At 64.7% G+C, this 18359-nt stretch carries 14 protein-coding genes; 7 read left to right on the top strand and 7 right to left on the bottom strand.

The features are described from left to right. Positions 1 to 111 precede the first annotated feature (111 nt). Positions 112 to 1110, top strand: a complete 999-nt coding sequence (locus AC1HIY_RS13825) for a helix-turn-helix transcriptional regulator (RefSeq protein ID WP_479577332.1) — start codon at positions 112 to 114, stop codon at positions 1108 to 1110. Between the two features lie 143 nt (positions 1111 to 1253). Here AC1HIY_RS13825 and mfd read toward each other — a convergent pair whose 3' ends face one another. From mfd to AC1HIY_RS13810, 3 genes are all read right to left on the bottom strand, one after another. Further along, on the bottom strand, positions 1254 to 4625 hold the full coding sequence (gene mfd, locus AC1HIY_RS13820; RefSeq protein WP_479577331.1) for a transcription-repair coupling factor: 3372 nt from the start codon (positions 4623 to 4625) through the stop codon (positions 1254 to 1256). A gap of 333 nt (positions 4626 to 4958) precedes the next feature. Continuing rightward, positions 4959 to 5894, bottom strand: coding sequence for an N-acetylmuramic acid 6-phosphate etherase (gene murQ, locus AC1HIY_RS13815; protein WP_479577330.1), 936 nt, complete (start codon positions 5892 to 5894; stop codon positions 4959 to 4961). Positions 5895 to 5900: 6 nt separating this feature from the next. Continuing rightward, positions 5901 to 8639: a CHAT domain-containing protein gene (locus AC1HIY_RS13810; RefSeq protein WP_479577329.1), complete on the bottom strand. Its 2739-nt coding sequence runs from the start codon at positions 8637 to 8639 to the stop codon at positions 5901 to 5903. Positions 8640 to 8741: 102 nt separating this feature from the next. Here AC1HIY_RS13810 and AC1HIY_RS13805 point away from each other — a divergent pair, with 102 nt between their 5' ends. The 3 genes from AC1HIY_RS13805 to AC1HIY_RS13795 all read left to right on the top strand — a co-directional run bounded on the left by AC1HIY_RS13805 (position 8742) and on the right by AC1HIY_RS13795 (position 11771). Continuing rightward, complete coding sequence (locus AC1HIY_RS13805) at positions 8742 to 8891, top strand: hypothetical protein (RefSeq protein WP_479577328.1); 150 nt, start codon at positions 8742 to 8744, stop codon at positions 8889 to 8891. Positions 8892 to 9060: 169 nt separating this feature from the next. Further along, positions 9061 to 10209, top strand: a complete 1149-nt coding sequence (gene recF / locus AC1HIY_RS13800) for a DNA replication/repair protein RecF (protein WP_479577327.1) — start codon at positions 9061 to 9063, stop codon at positions 10207 to 10209. 44 nt (positions 10210 to 10253) lie between these two features. Continuing rightward, positions 10254 to 11771, top strand: a complete 1518-nt coding sequence (locus AC1HIY_RS13795; protein ID WP_479577326.1) for a M48 family metalloprotease — start codon at positions 10254 to 10256, stop codon at positions 11769 to 11771. Between the two features lie 14 nt (positions 11772 to 11785). On the opposite strand, the gene AC1HIY_RS13790 is transcribed toward AC1HIY_RS13795, so the two are convergent. The 4 genes from AC1HIY_RS13790 to AC1HIY_RS13775 all read right to left on the bottom strand — a co-directional run bounded on the left by AC1HIY_RS13790 (position 11786) and on the right by AC1HIY_RS13775 (position 14980). Beyond that, positions 11786 to 12211, bottom strand: coding sequence for a MaoC family dehydratase (locus tag AC1HIY_RS13790; RefSeq protein ID WP_479577325.1), 426 nt, complete (start codon positions 12209 to 12211; stop codon positions 11786 to 11788). A gap of 66 nt (positions 12212 to 12277) precedes the next feature. Next, positions 12278 to 13435, bottom strand: a complete 1158-nt coding sequence (locus tag AC1HIY_RS13785) for a glycosyltransferase family 4 protein (RefSeq protein ID WP_479577324.1) — start codon at positions 13433 to 13435, stop codon at positions 12278 to 12280. Between the two features lie 149 nt (positions 13436 to 13584). Further along, positions 13585 to 14484 carry a hypothetical protein gene (locus AC1HIY_RS13780; protein WP_479577323.1) on the bottom strand — a complete coding sequence of 300 codons (900 nt, stop codon included), beginning with the start codon at positions 14482 to 14484 and terminating at the stop codon, positions 13585 to 13587. A gap of 7 nt (positions 14485 to 14491) precedes the next feature. Beyond that, positions 14492 to 14980, bottom strand: a complete 489-nt coding sequence (locus AC1HIY_RS13775; protein WP_479577322.1) for a hypothetical protein — start codon at positions 14978 to 14980, stop codon at positions 14492 to 14494. A 466-nt stretch (positions 14981 to 15446) separates the two neighbouring features. On the opposite strand from AC1HIY_RS13775, the gene AC1HIY_RS13770 reads away from it, so the two are divergent. The 3 genes from AC1HIY_RS13770 to AC1HIY_RS13760 all read left to right on the top strand — a co-directional run bounded on the left by AC1HIY_RS13770 (position 15447) and on the right by AC1HIY_RS13760 (position 18321). Next, the gene (locus AC1HIY_RS13770; RefSeq protein ID WP_479577321.1) at positions 15447 to 16199 is read left to right on the top strand and encodes a hypothetical protein; all 753 of its coding nucleotides are present in this window, start codon (positions 15447 to 15449) and stop codon (positions 16197 to 16199) included. Between the two features lie 244 nt (positions 16200 to 16443). Continuing rightward, on the top strand, positions 16444 to 17466 hold the full coding sequence (locus AC1HIY_RS13765; protein WP_479577320.1) for a hypothetical protein: 1023 nt from the start codon (positions 16444 to 16446) through the stop codon (positions 17464 to 17466). A gap of 117 nt (positions 17467 to 17583) precedes the next feature. After that, positions 17584 to 18321, top strand: a complete 738-nt coding sequence (locus AC1HIY_RS13760) for a DUF3047 domain-containing protein (protein WP_479577319.1) — start codon at positions 17584 to 17586, stop codon at positions 18319 to 18321. Positions 18322 to 18359 lie beyond the last annotated feature (38 nt).

The following is an 18359-nucleotide window of genomic DNA, read 5'->3' as shown; positions in this document are numbered from 1 at the left end:
ATTCGTGTGAAGGATTTGCCACACATATGCCCCATCTCGTATTTTGCGTAATATCCCCCGAAATCGGGAGCGCTTGCACATATCCGCACCCACACGCCGTCGAGGTCACTCATGAGCAACGCCGAACGGAGAGTCAACCGGACCGAGCGTCTTTTCGCCACGATCCTCCTTTTGCAGAACCGGCCCAACATGAGCTCGCGCGACCTGGCCGAGCACTTCGGTGTGAGCCGGCGGACGATCTTTCGGGACCTCCGCGCCCTCAGCGAATCCGGCGTGCCGTTGACCTATGCCGAAGGGGGCGGGTATGAGATCCTCGAAGGCTATCAACTCCCCCCGCTCATGCTCTCGGCGCGGCAGGCGGCAACGCTCCTCATCGGCACCGAGTTCATGAAGCTCCAATCCGACGCCTCGCTTCGGGGGGATGCCGATCAGGTGGCGCTGAAGATCCGTTCCGTGCTCCCCCGCGAAGTGCGCGAGTACATCGACCGGCTGAAGGATCGGACGGTGCTCGATCCGTACTGGCTTCACGCCGTACAGCTCGAAGAGGAAGAGGAGGGGCGGTGGTATAAACTCAGTGAGGCGGTGGCCCGGCAGCGCTCGGTCCTCATGGAGTATTACGTCGAAAGCCGGGACGAACTGACCCGGCGGCAGGTCGATCCGCTCGGCCTCGTCTATTATACCGACCACTGGAACCTCATCGCGCACGACCACCTCCGAAGCGACATCCGAAATTTCCGCCTCGACCGCATCCGCTCGATGCGCGTGCTCATGGAGCGCTTCGAGTGGCCGGAGGATTTCGACCTCGCGCGGCACCTCGAAGAGCGGGGGGCGGGCACGGCCAACGCGCGCATCCGCCTTCGTTTCACGAAGCGCGCCTACCGGCGGGCGCGCCAGGCCATCCCGGCGAAGATCGAGGAGGAACGCGCGCGCGGCGACGAGGTGGAGGTGACGTTTTATTTCGAGAACCTGGAGTACCTGGCGTCGTGGTTGCTCCGGTACGGTGCGGAAGCGTACGTCGTCGAGCCGACGGCCCTTCGGAGGCAGGTCCGCGCACTCGTGGAGCAGATGGCGGTGCGGTACGAAGAGGCGGGGAGCGCCGTGAAGGACTGAGGCGCTCAGACGCACGGAATCGGCTTCTGACGCACGCAGCCGGTTTTTGGGGTTAGGACCCGCGATGGCGAGAGATCGCGCCCGAGAACCGTCATTGCGGTGTCCACTTTTTGAACACTTTGGCCCCGGTGGCCGGACCGCCGTTAGGAGGGCACGGACGTTTCTTCCTCCTCCGCGAGTCGCTTCAGGAGGGCGAGCGCCGTCGTCAGATCGGGCACGTTCTGGATGATGGCGCGGAGCTTCTTCTGCTTCGTGTCCTTGAGCACGTACCGGCGGTCGAGTCGGCTGAGCTTTTCGAGGAGCGGGTGGAAGACGTGCTCGTAAAAGTACGGGTCCTTTTCCTGAGGCGGCATCTCGAGAAAGAGCCGCTGGTTTTTGAAGAGCACCTTCGAGAGACGGAGCGTCTCGGCGAGTCGCTTGAGCCGAACCGCGGCGAGGAGATGGTCGACCTCGGGCGGCGGGGGGCCGAAGCGGTCGGTCATCTCCTCGCGGATCGTGGAGAGGGTTTCGTTGTCGACGGCTTCGCTGATGCGGCGGTAGAGGTTCAGGCGCTCCACATTGTTCGAGAGGTAGTGCGGGGGGATGTATGCGTCGGCTTCCACGTCGACGGCGGCGTCGGAGCCGGGCGGCACGGGGGACTGCTCGAAGACGTCGCTGAATTCCTCCGCGCGAAGCTCGTGCACCGCCTCGTCGAGGATCTTGTGGTACGTCTCGAATCCGACGTCGGCGATGAAGCCGCTCTGCTCGGCTCCGAGGAGGTTGCCCGCGCCCCGGATGTCGAGGTCGCGCATGGCGAGGTGGAAGCCGCTGCCGAGGTCGCTGAATTCCTCGACGGCCTGCAGCCGCTGCCGGGCTTCGCGGGTGAGGCCGTGGATCGAGGGGACGAGCAGATAACAGAACGCCTTCTGGTCGGAGCGCCCGACGCGCCCGCGAAGCTGGTGAAGTTCGGCAAGCCCGAACCGGTTGGCGTGGTTGATGAGGATCGTGTTCGCGTTCGGAATGTCGAGGCCGTTCTCGATGATATTCGTGCTCACGAGCACTTCGAACTTTTTCGCGATGAAGTCCGCCATCACGCGTTCGAGCTCGGGACCCTTCATCTGCCCGTGGGCCGTTCGGATGCGCACATCCGGCAGGAGGGCGCGGAGCATGGCGGCGATCTCGTCGATGGACTGGACGCGGTTGTGGATGAAGAAGACCTGCCCGCCCCGGCTCGTTTCGTAGAGGATGGCGTCGCGGATCAGGTCTTTCTCGAACGTGTGGATCTCCGTGACGATGGGTCGGCGGTTCGGCGGCGGCGTGGCGATGATCGAGAGGTCGCGCGCGCCGAGGAGGGAGAACTGGAGCGTCCGGGGGATGGGCGTCGCCGTGAGCGTGAGCGTGTCCACGTGCACCCGGAGCTTCCGCAGCTTCTCCTTGACGGCCACGCCGAAGCGCTGCTCTTCGTCGATGATGAGCAGCCCGAGATCCTTGAACGTCACGTCTTTCGAGAGCAGCCGGTGGGTGCCGATGATGAGGTCCACCTCGCCATTTTTGAGCCGTTCCAGGGCGGTTTTCTGTTGCGCTTTGGTTCGGAAGCGCGAGAGCACGTCGATGTTGACCGGGTAGGCGGCAAGGCGTTTTCGGAAGGTCTCGTAATGCTGTGCGGCGAGGATGGTCGTCGGCACGAGGAGGGCGACCTGCTTGCCGTCCTGTGCGGCTTTGAAGGCGGCGCGCACGGCGATTTCGGTTTTGCCGAAGCCCACGTCGCCGCACACGAGCCGGTCCATCGGGGTGGGCGATTCCATGTCGGCTTTGACGGCTTCGGCCGCAGACGCCTGGTCGGGCGTGTCCTCATACCGGAAGGATGCTTCGAGCTCGCGTTGCCACACCGAATCCGGGGAGAAGGCGAAGCCCGCCGAGGCTTTTCGCCGCGCGTACAGCTTGATGAGGTCGCGAGCGATGTCCTTGACCCGCTTCTTCGTGCGCGCTTTCGCCCGCTCCCATTGCCCGGAGCCGAGTTTCGTCAGGCGCGGCTGATGGCCTTCCTTGCCGGTGTACTTGTGCAGCTTGTGGAGCGCCTGGACGTTGACGTACAGCACGTCGCCGTTCTGATAGATCAGGCGGGCGGCTTCCTGCTGTTTGCCGCGCACGGTGATGTGCTCCATTCCGGCAAATTTTCCGATGCCGTAATCGATGTGGACCACGAAGTCGCCGGGGGAGAGGTTTTGAAGCTCCCGGAGACTGAGGCCCCCGAAGCGTTTCTTTTGTTTCCGGGCCGTCGGGCGGTGGTACCGGTTGAAGATCTGGTGGTCGGTATAGACGGCGAGGCCGAGTGCGGGGATTTCGAAGCCCTGGTGGAGGGAGGCGACCTGGAGGCTGACGCGATGCGCGTCGAGGTCGTCTTCGAGGAGTTCGCGCAGGCGTCCTTCCTGGCCCCGGCTGTCGCACAGGATGAGGGTGTCGATGTCGGCGGCTGCGTTCTCGGCGAGCCGCCGGTGGAGCACTCCGAGGTTGCTGTGGAAGGCCGGTTGCGGGCGCGCTTCGAAGGAAAAGACCTCGGTCTCGGCAGCGAGCGAGAAGCCGCCGAGGCACAGACGGGCGTGTGTGAGCAGGGCGCGTTCGAGCGTTGCGCCGTCGAGGAAACGATCCTCGGGAGGGGCATGGTCGGCGCGCGTCTCTGCCGGCAGGTGCGCGAAGGCCTCGCTCGCCTGCTCGAAGAGGGCGTCGAGACGGGCCGGCGCCCGGGCCTCGTCGAAGGTGACGAAGAGGGCGTCGGCGGGGAGGAGGTCGAAGAAGGGGCGGCGCGCGGCCGTCGTCCCGGCGGGCCGTTCGAGGTTGGGCACGAGCCGCGCGGCGGATCGGCGGCTGATGGAACGCTGCGTGCTCGCGTCGAACTCTCGGATCGAGTCGATCTCATCGCCGAAGAACTCGATCCGCACGGGATAATCTCCGGTGAAGGGGAAGACGTCGAGGATGCCTCCACGGAGGGCCATCTCGCCCGGTTGTTCGACGAACTCGACGCGCTCGAAGCCGTGATCGGTAAGGCGGGCGACGAGGCGCGCGGGGTCGATCGCCTGCCCGACGGCGAGGGTGATGGTTTCCCGCTGGAGGATGTCCGGCGGTGGGACGCGTTCCGCCACCGCCGGTGCGCTCGTCACGATCAGTCCCGAAAAGCCGTCCGCGACTTGTTGCAGCACGTCGGCGCGCTGAATGAGCGGCGCGGGGTCGGCGACCTGTTCGTCGTCGTACGGCTTGTGTCCGGTGGGAGGCAACAGAAGGATTCCCGCGTCGCTTCCGGCGACTTGCTGGAGATCGCTGAAGAGGTAGGCCGCCGCCTCCGGTTCGTCGCAGAGACACAGGGTCGGATGGGGGCTGTCGCGATGGAGCAGGTGGAGGAGGAAGGCGGGGAGGGAGCCCGGCAGCCCCTTGAGTCGGAGCGCTTCCGGCCGTTCGGCTCCGGCGCTCCGGCGCCACGCGAGGACGTGCTCGAAAAAGCCGGACGCGGACAATCGGTGCGTGACGGATCGGAGAGACAAGAGCGTTCGGATTGGTGTGGGTCCATGTGCGAAAGGCCGCAACCCTGTCTCGAGGGTTCCGGCGCGGGTCGTTTGAAACGTTCGTACGGAGCCGTTGTTCTGGTGTGGCGCGTCCCCGGGAGGTCCTCGGGCGCCGCCCCGTCATCCCGTGAAAAACATCCGTTTCAGGCGGAAAAGGGACGTTGGGTGCGGGGATGTTTCACGTGAAACCACCGGGGCGGCCTCTCGGAAAGGGACGAGAGGCTCGGGGGATGTTTCACGTGAAACCACCGGGGCAGCCTCTCGGAAAGGGACGAGAAGCTCGGGGGATGTTTCACGTGAAACCCTCCGTCGTCAGGCGTCGGGCACGTAGGTTTCGCCGGAGAGGGCCGGGCGCACGAAGCCGCTCGCGCGCGTGAGCCGCTCGCGCGCTTCCTCCGCAGAGACGCCGGCGAGGATCATCACGAGCGCCGTCTTGACGTGCCCGTCCACCTCGGCGAGCACCCGGGAGGCCTCGGCGTAATCGACGCCGGTGACGGCCATGACCGTTCGCTTCGAGCGCTCGACGAGCTTGAGACTGGTCATCTGAAGGTCCACCATCATGTTCTCGTACACCTTGCCGAGCCGTATCATAGAGGCCGTCGTGAGCATGTTGAGCACGAGCTTCTGTGCGGTGCCGCTCTTCATCCGGGTCGAGCCCATGACGACTTCGGGGCCGACCACGGGGCAGATCGCCGCGTCCACGTCGAGGGTGAACTCGGAGCGGGGCGTGCACGTGATGAAGAGCGTGCGGCAGCCGAGGGCCCGCGCGTGCTTCACCGCGCCCACCACGTACGGCGTCCGGCGGCTCGCCGCGATGCCGCACACGACGTCCGGCGGCGCAACGCCAAGCGCGTCGAGGTCGCGCGCGCCGTCCTCCTCCCGGTCCTCGGCGCCCTCCTGAGAGCGGAAGACGGCCGCCCGCCCGCCTGCGATGAGCCCCTGCACCATCTCCGGCGGCGCGCCATACGTGGGAGGAATCTCGGTGGCGTCGAGGATGCCGAGCCGTCCGCTCGTGCCCGCGCCCACATAGATCAGCCGCCCGCCCCGGCGAAAGCCGTCCACGATGAGATGCACGGCGCGTTCCACGTAAGGAAGCTCCCGGCGCACCGCGATCGGCACGAGGTGGTCTTCCGTATTGATGATTTCGAGGATCTCACGCACCGGCGCCGTGTCGATCCGAATGGAATGCGGGTTGCGCTGTTCGGTGGCAAGGGTCTTGAGTTCGGCGAAGAGTTTCGATTCTTGCATGAAAGATCACGAGGCGCGGAGGGCGCGGCGGCGAAGGTGAAAAACGGCGAGGAAGCCGAGAACGGCGAGGGAGAGGACGAGAAGCCCCCACCTCAGGTTTTCGGAGAGGACCGTACGCGGCGTCAGCGGGATTGGATCCGGGTTGCCGTAAAGGACGGGGGCGGCCCAGAAGAACGGACTGTCGGCCCCTTGCGGCGCCTCTTCGAGGTACCGGATTTGCGCTTGCTGCAGCGCCGCGTCCTTCGGCAAGCCGCGCTGCAGGTTTCGGTAGAAGCCCTCCATGACGCGCGCCGTCACCGCGTCGTCGGCCAGCCAGAGCGTGGAGAGCGCGCTGGGGACGCCCATCTCGCGGAAGGCGTACTGAAGGCCCGCCATGCCCTCGCCCGGACGCAGACGGCCCCGCGCCGTGCTGCACCCGCTCAGCGTGACGAGTTGCGCCGTGAGCCGCTTCCGCCCGAGTTCATACAGATACACAATGCCGTCGTACTCCGGCTTATCGGGGTCGGGAGAGAGGACGATGGCATTATAAAGCGGCGCATCCGGATTGACGAGCGCATGAGCGGCGATGTGGAGGATCTTGGTGGAAGACGTCTCTTCGAAAAAAGCGGCCTCGGTCGCATCATCGTCGAGAACCGTACGTTCGTTCCGAAACAGGCGGCGGATGCGCTTGAGTTCTTCCGTGACGGCCGGAAGGTTGGGGAGGCTGCCGGCCCGGAGCGGCGGCGCGCGCAGCCACGAGATCTCCCGGCGATTGTTGTACGACGTCTTGCCGTACGCCAGCAGGTCGAGCGTCGCATCATCCGCGGGCGAGGTCTCACGAAGCCGAAGCGTGGCGGCGACGTCGACGGAGACCGGATGCTTCTTAAAGAGATAGGGCGTATCCCGATAAGAGAACGGCCTGGGCGGCTCCTCGACGAGGATGCCGAACGGAAGCATGAAAAGGAGACCGTCGGGGATGACGAGCAACGGAGCGCCGGGCGTGAGGAAACGGGCGGCGGGCGCGACGAGCCGCTCGTAGAGTTCATGCAACGCCGTGTTTCGGAAGTGAACGGCGTTCATGCTCACCGCTTCGGGGCCTCCGGTGAGCAGGGGACTCACCTCATGCATCAGCGTGCGAAGGGTCTCCCCGGTCATGTCCAGGGGGAGGGCTACGAGGGTGTCCTCGGTGATCACGAAGACGGTGGACGCCGGGGCGCGGTCCAACAGGGAGTCGTGGCTTTCGATAAAATACGAGAGGATGACCTGACCTCTGGCGGCCAACCGGGCGCGGAGGGCGTCGAGCGAGGGAGCGTCGTAGGCGGCGACGCTGCCGAGGAGATGGTCCCGCGCCTGCATGAGCGTGGTCTCGCGGTTCATCAGCGTCGCGCGCTCCGCCGAAGAAAGGGCGTCGCGTCGGAGCATCTCCCGCGTGTCGATGAGCAGGGCCGTCAGACTGTCGTAGCGCGCAAGGAGCCGGGGAGCCGCTTCGGAAAGGCGTCGGTTTTGCTGGTGAAGGTCGAGGAGGTGCCGCGCCCGCGTCTGTTCGAGCGTGAGGAACGCGGCCTCCGGGCGCCCCTGAGCCAGGCGGATGCGCACCAGCCCCCGGTAAGGCTCTTGCCAGGCCGTGAACGCCGTGACGGACAGTTCAGAGGTTCCCAGCGCGGCGCGCAGGCCTTCGGTGATCGAAGCGGCGCGCGCATAGGCCCGTTCCGCTGCGTCGAGGTCGCCGAGCGCCTCGTTTGCGAGGCCGAGCAGGTTGAGGCTGTAGTTCTTGAGCGTGGTGGTCGCGTGCGCGTCGGCCAGGGCCAGGGCCTGCTCCAGCGCGCGCCGGGCCGTCGCAGGTTCACCCGCGATCAGGTAGATCAGGCCGCGCTTATGCGCAAGGAAGACGTCGAGGTCCGGGTCGTCGAGGTCGTTGGCGATCCGTGCGGCGCGGGCGAGGAGGCGTCGGCTCGCTTCGAGGTCGCCAAGGTCGCCGTGTGCCTCGGCGAGTTGCGCGTACACCCGCGCGAGGCGTCCCCGGGGGCCCTCCCGGCGGTAGATTTCGGCAGCGGCTTCATACTGCTGCACGGCTCGCCGCAGATCGTCCGGTCCCACCTCGGCGTCGCCATAGGCGAATTGCTTGAGGACGAGGTCGGCGCGGGAGACGTGGAGATGGGCTTTCAGGGAGTGGACGTCCGCGTCGTCTCCGACAGAGGAGAGCGCTTGCATGAGTGAGTCCGCCTGCCGGAAATAATACCGGGCCGTCTCATAGTCGTACACGTAGGTATACAGGATGCCCAGGTCCAGGGTCAGGCGGGCGCGGCGTGTGGACGGCGCCGTGGCGGCGTACGCGACGGCCTCGGTGTAATCGGCGATGGCCGGGCCGTAGCGCTGGAGCAAGACGTACAGGTAGCCCCGCCGGTGGTGCATGGAGCGGAACCACAGCGAGTCGGGGGCCGCCCGGAAACGCTCGAAAAACGCCTCGAAGCGCTGGAGTGCCGTGTCGGGCCGACGCAGTGCGATGAGGGCGTTGATCTCGGCCAGATACAGATACATCACCTTTTCTCGCTCGTTTTCACCAAAACAATCGATGGCTTTTCGAGCCACGATGAGGCGGCTCCGGAGGGAGTCGGGAATATGGCGATACGCGAACAGCGTCTGCGCGCGTGCATGGAGCGCCTCACACGTGGTAGAGGTCTCCTGCGCAAGGAGCGGCGTTGCGCCGGTAGACGAGACGAGAAGAAGGAAGGGCAGGCAACGCAAAATCTTTTTGCTAAAGCACATCGGTATTCCTATTATTTGAACACAGAAGAGAGGAAATGCAGGTAAGACGATACGCAGACGCCACGAAATCATCAACTTATTCCAACCACGGGGAGCGTTATTATGCGACTTACACGGTATTATCTGTCGATGGCCCCTGAAGACGAGCCGCAGGACGAGGACCTCGCGGGCGAGGCCGGCGGCGACGGGCAAAACGGCGGACCTCCCAATCCGCCCTGTGACGAGACGAATCCGGATTACCCGGATTGTTGACCGCATACCGATGCCGGTTCGAGTGGGCACGAAGCCCGTCGTCAGGGATGGCGACGGGCTTTTGTGGTGCAGGCCAGGGCATGGTCCTTCGCCCGAACGATTGGAGGGAAGGGGCGTTTACAAGCGCAACGCGTTTCCGCATGATCTCCGATCCGCCCCGCACGTCTTCATGATCCTGACCGACCTCCGCCTGCACGATTTCCGCGCGCATGCCGAAACGAGCGTCACGTTTGCTCCGAAGGTGAACCTGCTCGTCGGGCCGAACGGGGCGGGGAAGACCAACCTCCTGGAGGCGATTCATTACCTCTGCCTGTCGAAGAGCTTCATTGCCTCGCAGGATGCATACGTGCTTCGGAAGGGGGCGCGGTTCTTTGAGGTGGAGGGGGCCTTCGCGGGAGAGCAACGGCATCACCTCCGGGTGCGTCTGGTCTACGTTCCGGAGGAGGGGAAGCGCATCTTTGTCAACGGCGCGCCGCTGGAACGACTCGCGCAGGTCGTGGGGCTCTTGCCCGTCGTCGTGTTTTCTCCGCTCGATCAGGCCATCACGGCGGGGGGACCGGAGGAGCGGCGGCGCTTTTTGAACAACGTGCTCAGCCAGGCCCGGCCCGTTTACCTCGACGATCTGCTCAAGTACCGGCGGGCGCTCAAACAACGCAACGTCCTGCTTGCCGAATACCGTCGGCGGGGCGAGGAGCCTCCGGCGGCGCTGATGGACTCGTGGGACGCCGAGCTGGTGACGCTCGGCAGCCGGGTCATCGTCCGGCGGTTGCGTTTCATGGAGGCGTTCGGCGGCTTTCTCGAAGACGCCTACCGGCGCATCGAGGCCGTCTCCGAGCGCCCGTCCATCACGTACGTCACGCTCGACGAGTTGCCCTCGGACGCCGATGAGGAGGCCGTCGCCGCCTGCTTCCGTCGCCGGATGGCGCGTGTGGCGCGGGGCGAGCGACGGCGCGGGCGTACACTCGTCGGTCCACACCTCGACGAACTGGTGTTCCGCCTCGACGACTTCGAGGTGCGCCGCTATGCTTCGCACGGACAGCACCGCACCTTCGGCATGGCGCTCAAGCTGGCGCAGTACTTTTACCTCCGCGACCGCCTCGACGAATCGCCCCTGCTTTTGCTCGACGACGTCTTCGATAACCTCGACGAGAAACGCGCCGCCGGTTTTCTGGAACTGCTTCAGTCCGACGCCGTGGGGCAGAGCATCATCACCGCGCCCCGGCCCGATGCGTTTGCCGACGTCGTGCCGTTCGAGCGCGAGGCGCACCGGGCCACGCACGTCGAGGCGGGGCGCGTGCAGCCCGGGCTTACGGTCTGAGGCGCGCCGGAGCCATCCACCATCAACCCCATGCTCGAAGACCCATGTTTCACGTGAAACATCTCTCGCGGCTGTTCCGGGCGGCCCTCATGGCGGCGGTGCTGCCGGCCTTCCTCTTCGGCTGCGTCGCCACGCGTGACGTCAACCCGATTACGGGAAACACGCGCTTTTATGGCTATTCGTGGGAGCAGGAACTCAAGCTCGGGGCAGAGTCCGACCCGCAGATCGTGGCGCAATACGGGGTGTATGACGACGAGGCGCTGGCCGAATACGTGCGGCGCGTGGGAGAGAAGGTGCTCCAACACAGCCACCTCCGGCGCCCGGACGCGGACCCGCGCTTCCGGACGCTCACGTTTACGTTCCGGGTGCTCGACAGTCCGGTGGTCAATGCGTTCGCGTTGCCCGGCGGCTACGTGTACGTGACGCGCGGGCTGCTGGCGCACCTCGAAAACGAAGCGCAGTTGGCCGTCGTGCTCGGCCACGAGATCGGGCACGTGGCCGGACGACATGCCTCGAAACGGGCCGCGTCGCAATCGTTTCTGCAACTGGGGCTGATCACCGGAGCCCTCGTGGGCCAGGGGGTCTTCGGAGGGCATACGGCGGAAAGCGTGCTCAACCTCGGCAGCACCGGACTCCAGCTCCTGTTCCTCAGCTATGGCCGGGGCGACGAGCGCGAGTCCGACGCCGTGGGCGTCGAGTACGCGGCGCTGGCGGGCTATGAGGCCGGGGAGGCCGCCCGCTTCTTCCGAACGCTGAAACGCCTGGGCGAGCGAAGCGGCCAGAGTCTGCCGGGCTTCCTCTCCACGCACCCGGACCCCGGCGAGCGGGAGCAGACCATCTTGCGCCTCGCCTCCGAGTGGAAACAACGAACCGCCATGACGAACGTGGACGAAGACGCGTACCTGGCCCGCATCGACGGCATCGTCCTCGGCGAAAACCCGCGTCAGGGATTCACGAAAGACGGCATGTTCTATCATCCCGACCTGCGCTTCCGGTTCTCCGTGCCGGCTGGATTTCAGGTGGTCAACCAGCCCACACAGGTGACGATGGTCGCCGACCAACAGCAGGCGGTCATCCTCTTTACGCTCGAAGGAGAGGCCGAGACGGCGAAAGAGGCGGCGGCCCGCTTCGGCGCGCAAAAAGGGCTCGCCGTCGTCGAGCAAGGGACCTCACGGGCCGGCGGCAACCCCGCCTCTTTCGTGGTGGCCGACGCGCAGACCTCGGACGGGCAGCCGATCCGCATCCTCGCGTTCTTTATCGACTACGACGGCAACGTGTATACCTTCCTCGGCTATACCCTTGCCTCGGCCTATTCCGCATACGAAGGCGTCTTCTATCGCACGATGCAGAGTTTCTCGGCGCTCGTGGATCCGGCCATGCTCGCGGTGCAACCGATCCGGGTAGCCGTCCGGCCGGCGCAACGGGAAGCGGCGTTCCGCACCTTCGTGCCCGAGACCATGACGCTCCCGAACGGATGGGATGCCGAACGGATGGCCATCCTCAATCAGGTCGAACTCGACGAGGTCATTCCGCAGGGAAAGAAGCTCAAGCTCACGCGCTGAGCCGCCGCGCCCGATCAAAGGGCGCCGTCGTCGCCGGGCGGGATGATGGTGGCTTCGCCGCCGAGCGCCATCTTCTTCCCGAGGTACACAAAGATGCGCATCCGGATGTGACGGTGCTTTTCGAGTTTCTCGGCCACGCGCACTTCCACCGTCACCTCGGAATCGACCGGGACCGGTCGCAGAAAACGACAGGAGATGCTCACCGCCACACTTCCATGACCGGGAAAGTCGCGCCCGAGCACTTTCGAGACGATGCCCATGAGGTAAACGCCGTGCACGATGGGCTTCCCGAAGCGCGTGCCGCGCGCGTATTGCTCGTCCACGTGTATCGGGTTGTCGTCCCCGGAGAGTTGGGCGAAGGCCTGGACCTCATCCGCCGTGATGAGGCGCTGAATCGAGAAAGAATCGCCGACCTGAAGGGAATCGTAGGTGTGGGGCATGATGAAAAGGCTCGGTGGGAGGCTGCTGTGGGGGGAGAGGCAAAGTACGGAAGAGGAACGAATAAACTAAAGCGCGGCGTTTGAGGAAGCCGTCAAATCGCGCACCATCGCTTCGTGGAGGCGGTCGGCGAGGTGATCCCACGTGAAGCCGCCGAGCACCCGCGCGCGCCCCTGCTCGCCGAGTCGCCGCGCGAGGTCGGGGTCGGCGAGCACGCGGATCATGGCGCGGCCGAGCGCTTCGGCGTCGTCCGGCGCGACGAGCAGGCCGGTCTCCCCCTCGGCTATGGCGTCGGGGATGCCGCCGGTGCGCGCGCCGATGACGGGTTTGCCGCACGCATTGGCTTCGAGAAAGACGAGCCCGAAGCCTTCCACCTGGGGCGGATCGAGGCGGGAGGGCATGACGAAGACATCGCTCGCGCGGAAGTGGTCGGGAAGGTCGGCGTCCGGGATCTTCCCGAGGAAGCGGACGCGTTCGGCGACGCCGACCTCTCGGGCGAGCGCTTCGAGGCGAGGGCGGTCCGGCCCGTCGCCGCCGATGAGGTAGAGGACCTCCGGCACGGCCTCGGCCACGCGCGGCAGCGCCCGGAGGACCGTGTCGAGACCTTTCCGGGGGACGAGGCGGCACACGGAAAGCACCACGCGCCGGCCCGCCACACCGAGCCGCTTGCGCATCGCCGAAGCGTCGCCGGGGGAGAAACGGTCGGGGTCGGCGCCGTTCGGGAGCACCGTCATGCGCTCGGGCGCGACGCTGGCGCGTTCGAGCAGGCCGCCGGTGTACCGGCTCACGGGAAAGAGCCGGTCGACGCGGGTGAGGACGCTCCGCCGCAGGCGCTCATACGGCGCACCGAGCGCCGCGGGCAACGGGTTGAAGAGCAACTCCCGCCCGTGCGCGGCCACGAAGATACGCCGGAGCCGCCCGAGCCGCCGCGCCGGAAGGGTGGACAGCGCCGTGGGCCATTGCACGTGAAAAGCCGCATCGAACGACGCATGCGTACGCGCGAGCACGGGGCGAAGCGCCTTCACCGAGAGCGTATCGTACGACGCCCGCACACGCGCGACCTCGAACGGCAAGGCCCGGTCCGCCTCCGCAGCCCCCGGCACGCGCGGCGCGATCACCACGAACGCCTCACACCGCTGCGCCAGCCGCCGCGCCAGCTCGAAGGCATACGTCTGCGTCCCGCCCACGTCCGGCGGGAAATCTTGCGTGAGAAAAAGAAGCCGCATGCGACGACCGGAGGGGTGGGGAAAAGCCTCGCGCGATTTCATCCGGGCGTCTTCGTGTGCCGGCCGCCCGGATGAAATCGTGGTTATTATAAACTATTGTTAAAAAAGAGTTTAATTGCCTTTCGATCGGATGCGTCTCGCAACCTCGATCAGGACTGCCGGAGGGACAGGCGGGTGCGCCGGGTGTGGAGCGAAGCGTCGAGCGACGCCAGACCCTTGTCGAGCCAGAGCCCCCACGGATAGGCGAGCAATATAAGCAGAACGGTGTTCGCCGGAAAATTGATCTTCATCGTGATCAAAACACCGAGGTGCATCAGGATCAGCAACGTCATGATCCACGGGCGCGTGCGGCGGAACCACATCAGGCATGCAAAAAACTCTGTGAGGAGGCCGAACGTCAGGATCATCGTGGCGACGGGCAAGGAGTCGAGCGCGAGGAGTTGAAGCCAGTTGTGTGCGATGACGCCCGAGAGGGAAAACGTATCGACGGTGCGCTCGGCGATCCACATCCAGAGGTGGCGGCCGTCCACCCAGCCCGGGCCGGTGCCGATGAGCTTGGAAGCGGCCGCCAGCACGTAGCCGAGGCCGAGAAAGAAATAGAGGAAGCCGAACGTGAAGCGCCGCGCATGTTTCCGCTCGACGAAGAAAATCATCCCGAGCGCCAGGGCGAGCAACGCCATCCCCATGACGTTCGAGCCATGCGAAATTTCGCCGAGGCTGTACCGGGCCGCGTACTGGAAGTGAAGCAGAAGGAGCGCCGCCAGGTATCCGAAGCGCCAGAGGCGGAAGAAGCCCGCCGCCATCAGCCCGGTGATCGCCGCCGCATTGAGGAGCGAGAGCTTGTGCGCGAACAGGAACGAAATGTCGAGATGGTTCGCGATGCCGAGCGGCAGAACCACGTCGCCGATTTTGAGGATGTAAAAGCCCCAATCCCACGCAAAGGTCAGGATGAAATAGAGCACCACCCCTTCGAAGATCCGAAAGAACAGGCGCTCGCCGAAGGTGTCCTCTCGCTCAAAATCAAACAGGTTTAGTGAAAAAGGCTTCATGGCAGGGTCACCGTTCTCTGGTTGGAAAAGGGAGGGACGGGTTGAAGAGGGTGGTGTCCGGCGTGAGGAGGATGAAGGGCGTATAGGCGACCGTCACCGTTCGGGCGTCGAGGCGCCCCTCGGCTCGGACGATGAGCAGGGAGCGGTCGTGGAGGGTCTCGCCGAAGACCTTGCGCAGGGCGTGTACCCGCCCGGCGTCCCAGGAGTCGGACTTCGAGACGAAGTTGGCGATGTCGTTTTGATTGATGTCGGCCGGGGCGAGCGGATACGGTCGGCCCGGAAGCGCGTCCGGCGAGGTGCGAGGTTGCCACAGCGCATCGCTCGGCTCGCCCGGGGCCTCGCGCACGACGGAACGCACCCACGGGCGCCCGCCCCGCGAAAACATGGGATAAATGCTGAAGGGCCAGAACTCGCCCAGGTGCGTCGCCACGAGGAGGGCATACACCACGAACACGCCGGCCAGGATGCGCAGAGATTTCTGATAGAGCGTAGGCATGACGGAACGCGGAAAGGGGAGGAGCGAGGAACGATCGGGATGCGCAGAGGAGGGGAGGAAACGCCGGACGGCCAGGAGCGTGGACGAGAGGCTTGAAGGAGCCGATCTCTCTGCGCACATCCTGCCCGGGCGCTGCGCAATCAACTTTTAGCCGCGATTGTCGGGAGAACGTTACAGGCGCCTCCAGAGAAAGCGGACCGCCGGAAAAATGACATTTACACGTGACTACTACCTCGTATATTCGGCGAGAAAGTTACACGCCCGGGCCAAAATCTTTGACAAAAAGATATTTTCTTTGATGGAATCGACGTATTTACCGGAGAAGGATCCTGCCGTCACCCGTGGCGGGGTCGGCTTCATTTTCAGAGGATTGCGCTTCGGTGGATGGCAGCCGGTGATAAGCGTGTGAAGTGCTTCTGAACGCACAAAGGAAGTGAGCATAACGTATGATCTCAGGAGGTGCTTCATGAAAAGGTTGTTTCGAAGTCTGTTGATGGGCTTGATGATGATGGGAATCGCCGCGCCGAGCCTCTACGGGCAACGCCTGGACGAAGAGAGCCGGTATGGTCCGGCCATGGCCGCGTTCGACGGGAAAGTGTTCATGGCGTGGACCGGCACGGACGGCCACATCAACCTCATGCGCTCGCGCGACGGGGTGGACTGGGGCGCGAAGATCCGCCTCGACGAAGAAAGCGACACGGAGCCGGCCCTCGCCTCCATGGATGGCTACCTCTATCTGCTCTGGCGAGGAAAGGGGAACAAGAGGCTCAACGTCATGCGCTCCGAGGAAGGCATCGACTGGGGCGACAAGGTGCGGCTCGAAGACACCTCGCAAGATCGACCGGCCCTCGCCGCGCACAACGGGCGGCTCTTTATCGCCTGGACCGGCGTGGGCAACGGGAAGATCAACCTCATGCGCTCGCGCGACGGGGTGGACTGGGGCGCGAAGATCCGCCTCGACGAAGAAAGTGAGGACGGTCCGACCCTGTGCTCGTTCCGGGATCGCCTCTTCCTCGTATGGGTCGGCAAGGGCAACCGCAACCTCAACGTGATGCGCTCCGAGGACGGCATCGACTGGGGCGCGAAGATCCGTCTCGACGAGACGTCGAGCAAGTCGCCTGCGCTGACAACCCTCGGCGACGAGATGATCCTGGCCTGGATCGGCGAGCGCGACCGGAAAATCAACGTGACGCGCTCGGACGACGGCATCGAATTCTAAGGCGAACCCCTTCCCCGGGTCCTCCTCCAGGCTGTGCTCGGCGCCCGGGCACAGCCTGCTTTATGAGAGGCGCCGGCGTGAGGAGCCGGACCGCGTGCATTTTTGGTATATTCCTCCGCTTTTCGAATCTTTAAGTAACCGTTCCGGTAGGAGGGGCACTAAAATCGGACGTGGAAGGACCGGTCATGCGCCGTATAAATATGCCGATAGTCATGTCTTTATTTTTTGAAAACATAACCGTTTGATGCTGGCGATCGTTTCATACTGGCAACGGTTCTCGGAATCGGAACGCGGGCGTCTGGCGCTCCGGGCGCTTCGGATCTTTTTACTCCTGGGTATTCTGGGATATCTGGGCTACAAGCTGGTCGACATCGGGTGGGAGGCGATCTGGCAGGCAATGCCCACGCGCCCCCTGTTCTATGTGCTGTTTCTGTCGCTCTACTTTCTGTTGCCCTTCACCGAGGTGCTGATCTATCGGGTCACGTGGCCCTTCAACGTCTGGCGAAGCATTCCGGTCTTCATCAAGAAGCGGATCTATAATAAAGAGGTGATGGGCTATTCGGGCGAGGTGTACTTCTTCACGTGGGCGCGAAAACACGTGGACCTCCCCGATGCCGAGCTGGCAAAAACCATCCGGGACAACAACATCATTTCGTCGGCGGCCTCGACGCTCATCGCGCTCGTGCTGCTCGGCATCTTTATGTACGTGGGTCACCTGCGTATCACCGATCTCATCGCAGACGGCAACGCGGGGTACTGGGCCGGCGCGGCGATCCTGGCGGGCCTGATGATACCGGTGGCGCTTCGCTTTCGGAAATACATCTTCTCGATGGCGCTGAAAACGGCGCTCGTCATCTTCGGCATCCAGTGCGCGCGCCTGATTGTCGGGCAGGCGCTTCAGATCGCGCAGTGGTCCGTGGTGATGCCGGACGTGTCGCTCTCGGTGTGGTTCACGTTTGCGGCCGTCTCCATCATCCTCACGCGGATCCCCTTGCTCCCGAGCCAGAACCTCGTCTTCATGGGCGTCGGTGTGGAGCTTGCGGGCAGCCTGGGCATTCCGGAGGCGGCGATGTTCAGCATGCTGGGAGTGCTGGCGGCGCTCGACAAACTCCTCAACTTCGGCTTCTTCCTGCTTTTTTCCGTGCGGAGTTCGGAGGCGGAAACGGAAGCCGATACAGGCGAATCCCGCACGGAGATGCCGAACGCTTGCGCAGCCGAGGCGACGGCACACGAAGCCCCGGAAGCGATGGCCGCGATAAATGCCTGAGCCCGCCCGGACCCTTTTGCAATTCTGTCGTGTACCACGTCAGCCGAGGCGCTCTCCGTCTGCGAAGAGGGCTCATGAAGAGGTCGTCTCCGGCTTTTTCCACCGATGAGAACACCCATGCGACGGAAACTTTGGATCGCGATCTTTTTGCTCGGACTGGCCCTGCCGCCCCGGGTGGTGACCTCTCAAAGTGGGGCCGCGCTTCCTCCCGGCGCCGCCCTGATCGACGACTTCGAGAGCTATGAGGACGGCGGCTTGCCCGTCCGGTGGAAGTACCTCCACGACCGGAAGCTGATGCCGCTCGAACCCCGCTTCATGCGCCCGAAAGAGCGCTTCTACGTCGTGGACGACGGGGGAAACAAGGTGCTCCGCGTCTATACCGAAGGCGAAGCCGTGCATCTGAGCATGGCAAACGAACCGGGCGGTTTCGACTGGGACGTGCGGGAGCATCCGCGCATTCGATGGGATTGGCGGGCGCTCCGCCTGCCCGAAGGCGCGCACGAGGACGACGACAAATACAACGACACCGGCGCGGCCCTCTATGTGTACTTCAAAATCACCGGCTTTGCCATGTTTCGGCGGCCGCAGGGCATCAAATACACGTACAGCAGTTCCTTGCCCGTAGGCACCGTCGTCGATTACGGCAAGCTGAAGGTCATCGTGGTCTCGAGCGGGGCCGACGGCATCGGAGACTGGCACACCATTGATCGGAACGTGGTGGAGGATTACCGGATGGTCTTCGGCAAAGAGCCGCCGGAACGCCCGCTCTCCATCCGCCTGTGGGGCGACACGGACAACACCAAGAGCATCGGCGAGGCGGACTTCGACAACATCATGCTGTTGCCTCCGAAATAGGCGTCGGGCGCGCCGGAGAGGAGCGGGTCCGTCGGGGC

It is taken from the genome of Rhodocaloribacter sp., assembly GCF_056451265.1.
Note: the sequence above shows the minus strand (reverse complement) of the source record. Positions and strands in the feature narration are given on the sequence as shown.